A 13,830-nucleotide genomic window follows, 5' to 3' on the forward strand; every position below is an offset into this window, starting at 1 on the left:
GCATGTCCATCGGTCACACCCTCCTAGGGCTCCTGGAGTCCGGGCCGCGCCACGGTTACGACCTCAAGCGGGCCTTCGACGAGAAGTTCGGTCAGGACCGGCCGCTCCACTACGGCCAGGTCTACTCCACGATGTCCCGGCTCCTGAAGAACGGGCTCGTGGAAGTCGACGGCATAGAGCCCGGCGGCGGTCCCGAGCGCAAGCGGTACGCGATCACCGACGCCGGGATCACCGACGTCGAGCGCTGGCTCGCCACGCCGGAACCGCCGGAGCCGTACCTCCAGTCCACGCTCTACACCAAGGTCGTCCTGGCGCTGCTGACGCACCGCGACGCCGCCGACATCCTCGACACCCAGCGCTCCGAGCACCTGCGCATGATGCGGATCCTCACCGACCGCAAGCGCAAGGGCGATCTCGCGGACCAGCTGATCTGCGACCACGCGCTGTTCCATCTCGAAGCCGATCTGCGCTGGCTGGAGCTGACCGCCGCGCGGCTGGGCAAGCTCGCCGAGGCGGTGACCAAGTGACCGTTCCCGCCGGTTCCCTGCTCGTGGCCACCGAGCTGCGCAAGACCTACGGTCCGACGAACGCCCTGGACGGGGCCGAGTTCTCCATCCACCCCGGCGAGGTCGTCGCGGTGATGGGCCCCTCCGGATCGGGCAAGTCGACCCTGCTGCACTGTCTCGCCGGGATCGTGACACCCGACTCGGGCTCGATCACCTACAACGGCCGCGAGATGGCCACCATGAACGACGCCCAGCGCAGTGCGCTGCGGCGCTCGGAGTTCGGGTTCGTGTTCCAGTTCGGCCAGTTGGTGCCCGAGCTGACCTGTGTGGAGAACGTGGCACTGCCGCTGCGGCTGAACGGCACGTCCCGCAAGGAGGCCGAGCGCACCGCGCTGGGCTGGATGGAACGTCTTGAGGTCGACGACCTGCGCAAGAAGCGGCCGGGCGAGGTCTCCGGCGGTCAGGGCCAGCGGGTCGCGGTGGCGCGTGCGCTGGTGACCAGTCCGCGGGTGCTGTTCGCCGACGAACCGACCGGCGCGCTCGACTCGTTCAACGGCGAGCGCGTGATGGACCTGCTGACCGACGCGGCCCGGTCCACCAACGCGGCCGTCGTCCTGGTCACCCACGAGGCACGGGTCGCCGCCTACTCCGACCGTGAACTCGTCGTCCGGGACGGCAAGTCGCGGGACATGGAGCGCGCCGTATGAACGCACGTCAGTGGGCGCGCGATCTGCGGCTCGGCGTGCAGTTCGCCTTCACCGGACGCGGCGGCTGGGCGCGGACCGTGCTCACCGCGGTCGGGGTGGGGCTCGGCGTGGCACTCCTGCTGCTCACGACCGCCATACCCAGCGCACTGGACGCGCGGGACAAGCGGGAGCAGACGCGCACGGACTTCACGTACGCCTCGCAGACCCTCCCCAAGACGGACGCCACCCTGCTCGTCGCGCCGGTCAACACGACCTTCCGCGACGAGGACGTACGCGGGCGGGCGCTGGAGCCGGAGGGGCCGAAGGCACCGCTGCCGCCGGGGGTCGGTACGTTCCCGGGCGTCGGCGAGATGATCGTGTCGCCGGCGCTGAAGGAACTGCTGGAGTCGCCGGGCGGCAGACTGCTGCGCGAGCGGCTGCCCGAGCGGATCATCGGCACCATCGGCGAGAAGGGCCTCGTCGGCCCGGCCGAACTCTCCTTCTACCGGGGCGGCGAGGGACTGGAACGCCACCTCGACGGCCGGGCCGAGCGGATCGACCGGTTCGGCAAGGAGATTCCCGGCAGCTCCGAGGCCTGGGATCCGGTACTGCTGCTGCTGATCCTGGTCGTGTTCGTGGTGCTGCTGATGCCGGTCGGTGTGTTCGTCGCCGCGGCCGTGCGGTTCGGCGGCGAGGGGCGCGACCGGCGGCTCGCGGCGCTGCGGCTGGTGGGTTCGGACAGCGGGATGACCCGCCGGGTGGCGGCGGGCGAGGCGCTCGCCGGATCGGCCCTCGGGCTGGTCTTCGGCACCGGCTTCTTCCTCCTCGGACGCGAACTCGCCGGCTACGCCGAGGTGTTCGACGTCAGTGTCTTCCCCAGCTATCTCAACCCGTCGCCGCTGCTGGCCGTGCTGGTCGCGGTCGTGGTGCCGGCCGCCGCGGTCCTGGTGACCCTGCTCGCGCTGCGCGGAGTGGTCATCGAACCGCTCGGCGTGGTCCGTACGGCGAAGCCCAGCCGGCGCCGGCTCTGGTGGCGGCTGCTGCTGCCGCTGGCCGGTCTGGGGCTGCTGTACCCGATGATCGGACAGGGCAACGACGACGGCGGCTTCAACCAGTACATGGTCGTCGGCGGTGTGATGCTGCTGCTCATCGGTATCACCGCACTGCTCCCGTGGATCGTCGAGCGGGTCGTCGGCCGCCTCGGCTCCGGCTCGGTCTCCTGGCAGCTCGCGGTGCGCAGACTCCAGTTGAGCAGCGGTACGGCGGCCCGCACGGTCAACGGCATCGCGGTGGCGGTGGCCGGCGCGATCGCCCTTCAGATGCTGTTCGCGGGCGTGGCCCCGGACTACACCTCGGCCACCGGCAAGGACACCGAGCGGATCCAGATGCAGGTGAGCCTCCCGGAGGACACACCGCTGGCCCCGGCGGCGCAGGCGTTCGAGAAGAACAAGGGCGTGCGGAAGGTGTACCCGTACCTGGAGGGGTACGTCGACGAGAAGCCGAGCGACTCCGAGCGCAGCATGTCGGTCAAGGTGGCCGACTGCGAGCTGCTGCGGGCGGTGGCGAAGCTGACGTCGTGCCGCGACGGGGACGTCTTCGCCGTGCACGGCGCCGAGTACGACTCGTACACGGCCGATCTCGCGAAGCCTGGCCGCACGGTGTACTTCGACGCGTCCTACGACGGCCACCAGGGCACCGAGTCGCCGTGGGTGCTGCCGAAGCTGAAGGCGGCCCAGGCGGGGAACTCCCTGACCGGCGACTCCGGCGGGCTCCTCGTGACGCCGAAGGCCATGCCGGCGGCGGCGAAGACGGACGTGTCGGGCCAGATCTATCTCGCCGTCGACTACTCGGTGCCGGACGCCGAGGAGCTGGTCCGCAACACCGCGGCCGAGGTCGCCCCGCTCTCCGAGCCCATGATGTGGGCCGCCTCCAGGACCTCGCAGCGCTACGACTCCGTCCGCACCGGCCTGTATGTCGGCGCCGCCTGTGTGCTGCTGCTCATCGGGGCGAGTCTGCTGGTCTCCCAGCTGGAGCAGTTGCGCGAGCGCAAGAAGCTGCTGTCGTCCCTGGTGGCCTTCGGCACCCGGCGGTCCACGCTGAGCCTGTCGGTGTTCTGGCAGACGGCGATCCCGATCGCCCTCGGTCTGCTCCTCGCGAACGTGGTGGGGCTGACCCTGGGCACCGTGCTGCTGCGGATGACGTCCACGTCCATCGGCATCGACTGGACGAGTGTGCTGACGATGACGGGCATCGGCGCCGGGGTGGTCTTCGCGGTGACCCTGCTCAGTCTGCCGCCGCTGCTGCGGCTGATGCGGCCGGACGGCCTGCGCACGGAGTGAGGTGACCCCGGGTCACCCGTGGTCCCCGCGTCGGCCCCGCTCACCCCTGGTGGGCGGGGCCCTCCGCGTCGCCGTTCCCGGGGGCGGTGCCCCCCGACCCCCCTTCGGCCTGAACGGCCTCGTCCTCAAGCGCCGGACGGGCTGTCGTCACCCCGGCGGACTCCCTCAGGCGGTCCTCCGAGTACGACTTCAGATACCCGACCACCGTGTTCGTCACCGCCACCAGCGGTACGGCCACCACCGCGCCGCCGATCCCCGCGACCAGGCCGCCGGCCGCGACGGACAGGACCACCGCGAGCGGATGGACCCGCACCGCCCGGCCCAGGATGAACGGCTGGAGGATGTGGCCCTCGATCTGCTGCACCGCGAGCACCACGACCAGGGTCATCACGCCGGTGAACACACCCTGCGTGACCAGGGCGACGACCACCGCGAGGGCGCCGGAGATGACCGCGCCGACCAGCGGGATGAAGGCGCCGAGGAAGATGAAGACGGCCAGCGGGACCGCCATCGGGACGTCGAGGAAGTAGATGCCGAGGCCGATGAAGATGGCGTCGATCAGGGCCACCAGGACGGTGCCGCGCACATAGGCGGTGAGGGTGCGCCAGGCGCGCGGGCCGGCGCCCGCGACGCCGGCCCGCGCCGCGGCGGGGACCAGCTTCAGCGACCACTCCCAGATGCGCCGGCCGTCGTAGAGCAGGAACAGGGTGGAGAACGCGGCGAGCAGAATGCCCGTCAGCGCCTCCACGATCACCGTGACGCCCTCCAGACCGGCCGAGGTGATCTCGTCGGTGTTGGCGCCGACCGCCTCGCGCAGGTTCTCGGCGATCTCGGTGATCTGCTTGTCGGTGACGTGGAAGGGGCTGTTGAGCAGCCAGTTGCGCAGTTCGTCGATACCGTCCTGGACCTGGTCGGAGAGGGTGTCGATGTTCTCCATGACCTGCCAGGTCACGAACCAGCCGATGAGGCCCATGACGACGAAGCCGAGGAACGCGGTGAGGGCCGTCGCCGGTCCGCGCGGCACACCGAGGCGGCGCAGCCGGGCCACGGTCGGCTGGAGGAGCGCCGTCATCAACAGCGCGGCGACGAAGGCGAACACGACCAGCTGTACGGCGCTGATGACGCGCATCAGCACCCACAGGGTGCCGCCGAGTACCAGGAGCCGCCAGCCCGCCTCCGCGGCGACCCTGAGGCCCCACGGCACGGCGAGGGCCGGGTCGGGGCGGGCCGGGTAGACGGGCGGGGGCTCGACGGGCCCGGGAGCCTGTGCGGCCTTGTCCACGGGTTCGGGCTCGGAGGCGTCGTCGGCGTCGGCCTCGGCGCGGCGCTCGTCCAGCCGCTCACCCATTCTGGTCAGTCCGGCGCCGAGCCGGCCGAGCCACCCTGGCACTCTCGACATGATCCGTCCTCTTCCCCCGTCCCGCCTCACCACTCCCCCGGAGTCTCGTCTCAGACCGTACAGGGCGAAGGCCCCTCCCCCAGTGACGGGGAGGGGCCTTCGAAGGTTGAGCGGGCGCGGCCGGCCGGGGGCGGCCCGCGCGGCGGCTCAGTACCAGTTGTTGGCCTGCCAGAACGACCACGCCTCGCAGGGGCTGCCGTAGCGCTCGTTCATGTAGTTCAGGCCCCACTGGATCTGCGTGGCGGGGTTCGTCTGCCAGTCGGAGCCGACGGACGACATCTTGGAGCCGGGCAGGGCCTGGAAGAGGCCGTAGGCGCCGGAGGAGGGGTTGACCGCCGTGTAGTTCCAGTCGGACTCGTGGTCCACGATGTTGCTGAAGCACTGGAACTGGCCCGAGGGCACCATCTGCGCGGCCATCGACTGGATCTGCGAGATGGAGTACGAGCTCTGGACCGTGAAGTCGGAGGCGTCCCGGGAGGCGTCGCGGCTGGCGGCCTCCTTCTCGGCCTCCTCGCGCTCCTTGGCTTCCTTCGCCGCCTTCTCGGCGGCTTCCTTCTTCTCGACCGCGAGCCGTGCGGCCTTCTTGCGCGCGTCGGCCTCGGCGTCCTTCTTGGCGGTCGCGTCCGCGGCGAGGGCCTGCACATTGGCCTGCTGCGTCAGGGACGCGGTCTGTACCCGGGCCTGCTGGCCGGTGGGTATGTCCGCGAGGAGCGTCAGGTCGGTGGCCGTCGTTTCGGCGTTGTTGGTCTCGGCAGTGCTGCCCGAGGCAACACCGACCACGCTTCCGACGGCGGTGACCGCGGTGGCCGAGGCCACTGCGAATCCCCGGACCGAGATCCGGCTCACACGGTTTCCTTCCAGCATCGTCCGCTTCGGTGACCCTGGCGGACGCAATCGTGCCCCTGACGCTGGCCTCCCCACTGCACGGTCACGGGAGGCACGGGCCCGTCGGGGCAACTCCCGCGAGGGGAGCGCTCCATGGTGCTCGGGCGGCATACGACTGCGCTTTGGAGTTGGCGGTGATGCTCAAGTTGTGCTGTACCGCTGGGGGTACAGAGGTGTCGCATGCGGGGCCTGACAGGAGTGAGACTCTGCCGTAACCGGACTGCGGGTGGCAATTCCGGGTTGCGTGTGAAAGCTCACACGCCGTTTGCGCCCCGGAATTTCGAGAAAGGCCAACGCGCGAAGGCGCCGCCCGGCTAGGCTCTTGGCCTTTGCCGGACGGCGCCAACTCACGCACATTCGCCCCGGGATGGGGCGCGTCGGTCAGATCTGCCCGTCCTCCAGCATTTCGGTCACAAGCGCGGCGATCTGGGACCTCTCGGACCGCGTCAGCGTGACATGCGCGAAGAGCGGATGCCCCTTCAGTTTCTCCACGACGGCGACCACACCGTCATAGCGGCCTACGCGGAGATTGTCCCGCTGCGCCACGTCATGGGTCAGAACGACCCTTGAATTCGCGCCGATTCGGGACAGAACGGTAAGCAGGACATTCCGCTCCAGCGACTGCGCCTCGTCCACGATCACAAAAGCGTCGTGCAGCGAGCGGCCGCGGATGTGGGTGAGCGGGAGCACCTCCAGCATCCCGCGCGCGGTGACCTCCTCGATGACCTCGCGGCTGGTGACCGCGGAGAGCGTGTCGAAGACCGCCTGTGCCCAGGGGCTCATCTTCTCGGCCTCGGAGCCCGGCAGATAGCCCAGCTCCTGCCCGCCCACCGCGTACAGCGGACGGAAGACCATGATCTTCTCGTGCTGGCGCCGCTCCAGGACGGCCTCCAGGCCCGCGCACAGCGCCAGCGCCGACTTTCCGGTGCCGGCCCGGCCGCCCATGGACACGATCCCGATGTCCGGGTCGAGCAGCAGGTCGAGCGCGATCCGCTGTTCGGCGCTGCGGCCCTTGATGCCGAACGCCTCACGGTCGCCGCGCACCACCCGGACATTGCCATCCGGGGTCACCCGGCCGAGCGCCTTGCCGCGCTCGGACTGGATGGTCAGGCCGGTGTGCACGGGCAGCTGGGCCGCCTCGGGCACATAGACCCGGCCTTCCTCGAAGAGGATGTCCACCTGCTCGCCGGGCAGGGTGAGTTCCGCCATCCCGGTCCAGCCGCTGGAGTCCGTGATGGCGAGCTCCGCGCGGTACTCCTCGGCGAGGAGCCCGACCGAGGACGCCTTGATCCTCAGTGGCAGGTCCTTGGAGACGACGGTGACGTCGAACCCCTCGGCCTGGAGGTTCCGGGCGACCGCGAGGATGCGGGAGTCATTGTCCCCGAGGCGGTAGCCGGTCGGCAGCACGCTGGGGTCCGAGTGGTTGAGCTCGACACGGATGGTGCCGCCCAGCTCCCCGGTCGGGATGGGGGCGTCGAGACGGCCGTACCTCACCCGGTAGTCGTCGAGCAGACGCAGGGCCTGCCGGGCGAAGTAGCCGAGTTCGGGATGGTGCCGTTTGGCCTCCAGTTCCGTGACCACGACGATCGGCAGCACTACCTCGTGCTCGTCGAAGCGGTTCAGGGCGCCTGGATCGGCCAGCAGGACGCTGGTGTCGAGAACATAGGTGCGCCGGTCTGGCTTGTGGCGCTTTGTGCTGGTCACCACGGAAGGACGTACCCCCTCGGATGAGGTCGGGGAGCGACGGAGATGTTCTGGACCGGTCGACGGCCCCGTGGCACCACGGGCCGAAAACCGGCCCTCCGCGGCTTCATCCGTGCCGAGACCGCACGGTCGGGCTGGTGCAAAGAGGGCCTCCCGGGCGGACGGCCCCGTGCCGTCCGCTGAGATCGAGACACCCGTGGTTCGGGTGTCGACCTGATTGCCTTATGCCCTCGAACAAGCGCAGCCATGCCAGGGCATATGACGGCGCGCCGGTGAACTCCGTGTTAAGCGCGATACGTCCGCCGCTGCCCGGCCCCGTTCTCAGCCGCCGAAGCGACGGTGCCGCGCGGCGTAGTCGCGCAGTGCGCGCAGGAAGTCCACCTTGCGGAACGCGGGCCAGAAGACCTCGCAGAAGTAGTACTCCGAGTGGGCCGTCTGCCACAGCATAAAACCCGAGAGCCGCTGCTCACCGCTGGTGCGGATGACCAGGTCGGGGTCGGGCTGGGCCCGCGTGTAGAGGTGCCGGCCGATCATGTCGACGTCGACGGCCTCGGCGACCTCGTCGATCGAGGAGCCCTTCTCGTGCGCGTCCAGCAGCATCGAGCGGACCGCGTCGGCGATCTCCTGGCGGCCGCCGTAGCCGATGGCGACGTTGACCACTATTCCGTCGATGTCGGCGGTGGCTTCCTCCGCCTCCTTGAGGGTGTGCTGCATACCGGTGGGCAGCAGATCGAGGTTGCCCACGTGGTGCACGCGCCAGCGGCCGTCGACGCCGAGGGTGCGCACCACGTTCTCGATGATGCCGAGGAGCGGGACGAGCTCCTCCTTGGGGCGGTCGAAGTTGTCCGTCGAGAGCAGCCAGAGGGTGACCACCTCGACGTCCGTCTCGGTGCACCAGCCGAGGAACTCCTCGATCTTCTCCGCGCCCGCCCGGTGGCCGTGCATCGTGGTGGAGCCGGAGGCCTTGGCCCAGCGTCGGTTGCCGTCCATGATGACGCCGATGTGCTTGGGCACCTGAGCGTGGTCCAGGTGGCCCTCCACCCGGCGTGCGTACAGCCTGACGAGCAGGCCGCGCAGCTTGTCGCGCAGGTTCACGTGTTTGTCAGCCCCTCCGGTACGGATCGGACGGCCCGGCCGAGTGCGGGTTCTGGTCCGAGTGGCGGTCCCCCGAGGGGCCTGAGCCTACCCCCGTTGGACGACGGTTCCCCCAAGGGGTGTTGGGGCCCCGGGGTCCTCACGGAGTCCGCCCGGCGCACGGGGGGCGCGGAGGAAAGGCGGGGGAAAGGCGGGGGAAAGGGAGGGCCGGCCGGCCCGGAGCACAAAAAAACGGGCCGGTCCGTGGGGGGGAGACGGACCGGCCCGAGGGGGGGGCTTCCACCATAACCCTTCGTAAGTGATGCTGCGTGCATCGGCGTGCCACAACTACTCTCCGGAGTCGCCCGGCAACGCCTCGATGGCCGCAAAATGCACGCTTCACAGCGGGTTCATGGCCGGTTATCAGCGGCTCGGGGGAATCTTCGGCGGATCGGCCCGGCTCGACAGGGTCCCTCCGACGGGCTAACGCGGCGGTGAACGCGCGCTTGACGGCCCGGGTGGGGGCACGGCACCGCGCAGCCCCCTCCACTGCGCGGTACCTCCCGCGCAGCTTTGCTCACGCGAATTCCCTTGGTCCGAACTTACGTGAGGTCAACACCGGCTGCGAGCCGCCCGCGATAACGATGTGGAAAACCTGTGAACTGACGGACCAAAAGATCGCCGTTCACCACATTCACCCCATTCGCACCCCACCACTTCCCCTCTCCAATAGGACAGGATCTGACCTCATTCACCTCTACCGTCTTCCTCATGACCGTTGCGATCACATGGCAAGAGGCGAGCGCCCGACGGCTTGAGCGGCAGTTCCTGGCCAATCCCGCACCGGAGGGCACCGGCGTGCCCCGGGTCGTGTCGGCGATGCTCGGCGCGCATGCCCAGGTGCTGTCCGCGGCCGAGGTCTCGATCGGCGTCCGGACGGCGGACCACACCCGCGCGGCGGTGCGTTCCGCGCTCTGGGAGGAGCGCTCACTGATCAAGACACACGGCCCGCGCGGCACGGTCCATCTCCTGCCCGCCGACGAACTCCCCCTGTTCTGCGCCGCGCTGAGCGCCGTACCGGACGGACCGAACCCGTTCCCGCCCGCGACCCGGCTCACCGAGGAGCAGGCCGACCAGGTGGTCGCCGCGATCGGCGAGGCCCTCGACGGCAGGTTCCTGACCGCCGACGAGCTCGGCGACGAGGTGATCGGGCGGACCGGCCCCTGGGCCGGGGACCTGGTGATGCCCGCGTTCCAGGGCATGTGGCCGCGCTGGCGGATGGTCATGCACCGGGCCGGCCAGTCCGGCGTGCTCGGCTTCGGCCCCAACCGCGGCCGCAAGGTCACCTACACCCGCCCGCCGCACTTCACCCCGCTCGCCCCGGACACCGCGACGGCCACCCTGATCCGCCGCTACCTCGCGGCCTACGGACCGGCGACGCCCCAGCAGTTCGCGAAGTGGCTGGCGGCGCCGTCGGCCTGGGCCGGCGAACGGTTCGCGGCACTGGCCGGCGCGGGCGAGATCGAGGAGGTCACCTTCGAGGGTGCCCCGGCCTGGCTGGTGACCGGCGACACGGACTTCCCGGACTCCCCCGCCCACGGAGTCCGCCTCCTCCCGTACTTCGACGCGTACGCCATCGCCGCCCAGCCGCGCGAGGTGCTCTTCCCCGGCAGGGCGTACCAGCGGGCCCTCGCGGGCGGCCAGGCCGGCAACTTCCCGGTGCTCCTGCTGGACGGCGTCGTGGCGGGCGTCTGGCACCAACGCCGCCAGGGCCGCCGTACGACGCTGACGGTCGAGCCACTACGGAAACTGACGGCCCGACAGGAGCGGGCGCTGGGCGAGGAGGCCGAGCGCGTGGGAGAGGTACTGGAGGCCAGGGCGGAGCTGGTGATCGGCGAGGTGACTACGGGGCCGCATGCGTGACGGGTGGTTCGGCGGGGGTGCGGGCGGCCACTCGGGCGTCTGCCGGGTCGCGGCATAGCGTTTGCGTTCAGTTCATTGCAACGGATGGATACCCTTTGTTGCGTTAGGCGTCACGATGATTGCAACACTTTGAGGGCTCTGAGCTTGTGTTATGTTGATTTTGCGCAACGAACTCGTTGCTCGATCCTTGAACGCAACGTAGCGTTTCTGTCATCGGAAAGCGCGGGCCGCAAAGGTCCGCCCGACAGATGAAGGAACACACCATGCAGAAGTTCGACACCCCCGCCGCCATCTCCGCCGTCCTCGACATCCCGGCCGGACGCATCCGGTTCATCGCCGCCGACCGTGGTGACACCACCGTCGAGATCCGTCCCGCCGACGCCGGCAAGAGCCGCGACACCAAGGCCGCCGAACAGACCACGGTCGCCTACGAGGACGGGGTACTGCGCATCGAGACCCCGGACACCGGTCACCGCGTCCTCGGCCCCTCCGGAGCCCTTGAGGTCACCGTCCAGCTGCCCGCCGGCTCGCACGTCGACGCCAAGGCCGCCGACGGCGAACTCCGCGGCGTCGGACGCCTCGGCAACGTCACCTTCCAGGGCGCCCAGGGCACGGTGAAGCTCGACGAGACCGCCGCCGCCCGTCTCACCCTCCAGGCGGGCGACATCCAGGTCGGCCGGCTCGGCGCGGACGGCGAGATCAGCACGCAGAAGGGCGACCTCCAGGTCGCCGAAGCCGTCCGCGGTGCGCTCACCCTTCGCACCGAGCAGGGTGACATCAGCGTCGGCGCGGCCCGCGGGACCTCCGCGCGCCTCGACGCCGGTACCGCTTACGGACGGATCGACAACGCCCTGACCAACCCCGCCGAGGCCATCACCCTCACCGTCAAGGCCACGACGGCGCACGGCGACATCACGGCCCGCAGCCTCTGAGAGGCGGAGGGTGCTTGATGCGGGGATCGCTTGAGGCGGCGCCACTTGCCCCCGGGGAGTACGTCCCCCGGGGGCTGCCTGTCTTTGGGGCTGCTTGGCCTGGGGCTGCTTGGCCTTGGGCCTGCCTGTCTTTGGGGCTGCTTGTGGGGCTACTTGACCCGGGGGCGGACGCCCTCGGCCGCGAAGCGGAGGAAGCCCTCGGGGTCGGGTTCGTCGGCGGTCGGCTGGAGGATCACCGAGTCGGCGCCCGCGTCGGTGAGCCGCGCCACGGCCTCGGCGACGGCGTCGGCGTCCCCGGCCACCCCGAGGTCCGTGAGGTCGGTGTGCCCCTCGGACTCCAGCTCGGCGCGGAGCCGGTCCTCCGCTCCGGCCCCGGTGGCGGTGAGCAGATAGACGACGACGGAGTGCGGTTCGGTACGTCCGACACTCCGGCGCCCCTCCTCGATCAGCAGCCGCGCCCGGCGCACACCCTCCGGGGACGTGCCGGAGGTGAGGATGGTCCCGTCGGCGGCCTCGCCGGTGAGCCGCATCGTGCGGGGTCCGGTGGCCCCGGCGAACACGGGGACGGCCTGGGCCGGCGGCCAGTCGAGAGCAACGTCGTCCAGACGCACGTACCGCCCCTCTACGGTGAGCCGCTTGCCGCGCAACAGCCCGCGCAGGGCGTCGAGATGCTCGTGCAGCAGGGTCACCGGTGACTCGACCCGGGCCCCGACCTGGCCCATCCAGTCCTGCACGCCGTGTCCGACCCCGATGACCGGGCGTCCCGGGAACATCCGGTGCAGGGTGGCGGCCTCCATCGCGGTCACGGCGACGTTCCGCAACGGCACCGGCAGCAGGCCGATCCCGACCTTGATCCGGTCGGTCCAGGCGAGGGCGGCGGCCCCGGCGGAGATCCCGCCCTCCAGGAAGCAGTCCTCCCACAGCCACAGTTCGTCGAGCCCGGAGTCGTCGGCGAGCCGGGCGAGGGGGCGGAGTCGTTCGGGCGGCAGTTGCGGACGGAATACGGCACCGAGCGAGGTCATGAGGCCTTCCTGGTCAGTTGGGAGATACCTGCATGTCAGTTTTTGTACACCACCGTTAAAGTTGTCATGTGGCGTGACTTAAAACGTATACGCAACGGGACGGGGTCACTCGGTTGCGGTGATTCCGGGTCGGGAGCCGAGGAGAGGGTGGTCCGACGTGGGGTCTCGGCAGCGGTGGCGCGACGGGGCGGCGGAGCTGGTCGTGCCGGCCGGGGACGGGGCGGCGCCGGTCGTTGTGGCGCTGGAGATCGCGCGGTCCTACCGGGCCCGTACCAAAGGGCTGTTGGGGCGGGACGGGATCGAGGGGGCCGTGCTACTGACGCCCGCGGGGAGTGTGCACACGTTCGGGATGCGGTTCGCGATCGACGTGGCCTATCTCGACCGCGGGCTGCGGGTGATCGCCGTACGCACCATGCGCCCCGGGCGCCTGGGCCTCCCCCGCCTCACGTCCCGGCATGTGCTGGAGGCGCAGGCGGGGGCCATGGAGGGGTGGGGGGTCAGGGCCGGGGTGCGGGTCACTGTGCGGGGGTGAGGGAGGGCTGGGGCTTCAGGCCGGCGTTGTCGGTACAGCGGAGTTCTTTCGCCATGGCGAGCGAGAAGGAGTGGGCGAGGGTCCCGTAGGCGTCTTTGAGGGCTTGGGGGTTGCCTTCGGGTTCTTGGGGCATGCCGGTGGTCTCGACGAAGACCTCGATGTGGTACGGGACCGAGGTGAGCGGGCTGTTGTTGTCGTGACAGTCGAAGGCGACAAACGCGGTGTCCGTTGCGGCGCCGGCTTTGTCGCCCATCGGGAGCTCGGTGAACTTCGAGGCCATGTCATCACCCCTGACAGCTTTGCTGTCCGCCAGGTACCACCTCACACGCAACGGCTCTGTGAGGGCATCGAGGGGTGTATAGATCCGGCAGATGTCTTCGTTTCCGGTGCCGTCGGTCGCGCCCTTGTCCCTCAACTCCTTGACGGCAGCGGGAATGGTGTACTCGTCGGCCGACGCTTCGAACTTGTCGACGCCCATGATTACCTTGAGGGCTTTGGCGGCTTCCGGAGACACGGCCTCACCGCCGCAGAGCCGTTCGGCCGCCACGGTGGGCTCCTGCTGCTCCGCGCTTTCGTCGTCTCCCCCGCTGCAACCCGCGACCGCGAGCACCAGGGAACCGGCCACGGCGGCGCACAACAGCCCGCGTGTCCTCGTACGGGGGATCAACATCGGTGTCCTTCGTTGTTGTCGGTACCAGTTGGCCGTGGCCAACATCAGCCCGTTTCTGGGTCGTGGCCCTGCTGGTTCTCGCGAGCGTTTCCGGTGGAGTAGCCGACCCTCATGGATTCCTTGAGTTCTTGCGCGAACACACTGTCGTGCTGCACACC

At 70.0% G+C, this 13,830-nt stretch carries 12 protein-coding genes; 6 read left to right on the plus strand and 6 right to left on the minus strand.

What is annotated here, in order from left to right; translation table 11 throughout:
* Positions 1 to 2 precede the first annotated feature (2 nt).
* The 3 genes from ACIQAC_RS11785 to ACIQAC_RS11795 are packed head-to-tail and all read left to right on the plus strand — an operon-like array spanning position 3 to position 3,531.
* On the plus strand, positions 3 to 527 hold the full coding sequence (locus ACIQAC_RS11785) for a PadR family transcriptional regulator (RefSeq protein WP_402189440.1): 525 nt from the start codon (positions 3 to 5) through the stop codon (positions 525 to 527).
* Positions 524 to 1,213 (plus strand): ABC transporter ATP-binding protein, encoded by a 690-nt coding sequence (locus tag ACIQAC_RS11790; RefSeq protein WP_402189442.1) that lies wholly within the window; start codon positions 524 to 526, stop codon positions 1,211 to 1,213. Before ACIQAC_RS11785 ends, ACIQAC_RS11790 begins: the two co-directional genes overlap by 4 nt.
* Entirely contained in the window at positions 1,210 to 3,531 is a 2,322-nt protein-coding gene (locus ACIQAC_RS11795) for an ABC transporter permease (RefSeq protein ID WP_402189445.1), read from the plus strand. Before ACIQAC_RS11790 ends, ACIQAC_RS11795 begins: the two co-directional genes overlap by 4 nt.
* Positions 3,532 to 3,571: 40 nt before the next feature.
* Here ACIQAC_RS11795 and ACIQAC_RS11800 read toward each other — a convergent pair whose 3' ends face one another.
* The 4 genes from ACIQAC_RS11800 to ACIQAC_RS11815 form a co-directional block, all read right to left on the minus strand.
* The gene (locus ACIQAC_RS11800) at positions 3,572 to 4,930 is read right to left on the minus strand and encodes an AI-2E family transporter (protein WP_402189447.1); all 1,359 of its coding nucleotides are present in this window, start codon (positions 4,928 to 4,930) and stop codon (positions 3,572 to 3,574) included.
* A 147-nt stretch (positions 4,931 to 5,077) separates the two neighbouring features.
* Entirely contained in the window at positions 5,078 to 5,776 is a 699-nt protein-coding gene (locus ACIQAC_RS11805) for a transglycosylase SLT domain-containing protein (protein ID WP_402189449.1), read from the minus strand.
* A gap of 420 nt (positions 5,777 to 6,196) precedes the next feature.
* Positions 6,197 to 7,522 (minus strand): PhoH family protein, encoded by a 1,326-nt coding sequence (locus ACIQAC_RS11810; protein ID WP_402189451.1) that lies wholly within the window; start codon positions 7,520 to 7,522, stop codon positions 6,197 to 6,199.
* Positions 7,523 to 7,840: 318 nt separating this feature from the next.
* Positions 7,841 to 8,614, minus strand: a complete 774-nt coding sequence (locus ACIQAC_RS11815; protein WP_402189454.1) for an isoprenyl transferase — start codon at positions 8,612 to 8,614, stop codon at positions 7,841 to 7,843.
* 750 nt (positions 8,615 to 9,364) lie between these two features.
* On the opposite strand from ACIQAC_RS11815, the gene ACIQAC_RS11820 reads away from it, so the two are divergent.
* Together ACIQAC_RS11820 and ACIQAC_RS11825 are read left to right on the plus strand one after the other, a co-directional pair.
* Positions 9,365 to 10,516, plus strand: a complete 1,152-nt coding sequence (locus tag ACIQAC_RS11820; protein ID WP_402189455.1) for a winged helix DNA-binding domain-containing protein — start codon at positions 9,365 to 9,367, stop codon at positions 10,514 to 10,516.
* Positions 10,517 to 10,779: 263 nt separating this feature from the next.
* Positions 10,780 to 11,448, plus strand: a complete 669-nt coding sequence (locus ACIQAC_RS11825) for a DUF4097 family beta strand repeat-containing protein (RefSeq protein WP_402189456.1) — start codon at positions 10,780 to 10,782, stop codon at positions 11,446 to 11,448.
* Positions 11,449 to 11,597: 149 nt separating this feature from the next.
* Here the strand turns inward: ACIQAC_RS11825 and ACIQAC_RS11830 are convergent, their stop codons facing one another.
* Positions 11,598 to 12,470: an LLM class flavin-dependent oxidoreductase gene (locus tag ACIQAC_RS11830; RefSeq protein WP_402189459.1), complete on the minus strand. Its 873-nt coding sequence runs from the start codon at positions 12,468 to 12,470 to the stop codon at positions 11,598 to 11,600.
* A gap of 157 nt (positions 12,471 to 12,627) precedes the next feature.
* On the opposite strand from ACIQAC_RS11830, the gene ACIQAC_RS11835 reads away from it, so the two are divergent.
* Entirely contained in the window at positions 12,628 to 13,002 is a 375-nt protein-coding gene (locus ACIQAC_RS11835; protein WP_402189462.1) for a DUF192 domain-containing protein, read from the plus strand.
* On the opposite strand, the gene ACIQAC_RS11840 is transcribed toward ACIQAC_RS11835, so the two are convergent.
* Positions 12,986 to 13,627: a hypothetical protein gene (locus ACIQAC_RS11840; protein ID WP_402189465.1), complete on the minus strand. Its 642-nt coding sequence runs from the start codon at positions 13,625 to 13,627 to the stop codon at positions 12,986 to 12,988. The genes ACIQAC_RS11835 and ACIQAC_RS11840 overlap by 17 nt on opposite strands.
* Between the last annotated feature and the right edge of the window lie 203 nt (positions 13,628 to 13,830).

The organism is Streptomyces sp. NPDC088387, assembly GCF_044753385.1.
Taxonomy (GTDB): Bacteria; Actinomycetota; Actinomycetes; order Streptomycetales; family Streptomycetaceae; genus Streptomyces.

Coding starts and splice junctions, on each gene's coding strand:
- ACIQAC_RS11825 (WP_402189456.1), top strand. CDS start 10,780: ATGCAGAAGTTCGACACCCCCGCCGCCATCTCCGCCGTCCTCGACATC.
- ACIQAC_RS11800 (WP_402189447.1), bottom strand. CDS start 4,930: ATGTCGAGAGTGCCAGGGTGGCTCGGCCGGCTCGGCGCCGGACTGACC.
- ACIQAC_RS11820 (WP_402189455.1), top strand. CDS start 9,365: ATGACCGTTGCGATCACATGGCAAGAGGCGAGCGCCCGACGGCTTGAG.
- ACIQAC_RS11785 (WP_402189440.1), top strand. CDS start 3: ATGTCCATCGGTCACACCCTCCTAGGGCTCCTGGAGTCCGGGCCGCGC.
- ACIQAC_RS11795 (WP_402189445.1), top strand. CDS start 1,210: ATGAACGCACGTCAGTGGGCGCGCGATCTGCGGCTCGGCGTGCAGTTC.
- ACIQAC_RS11830 (WP_402189459.1), bottom strand. CDS start 12,470: ATGACCTCGCTCGGTGCCGTATTCCGTCCGCAACTGCCGCCCGAACGA.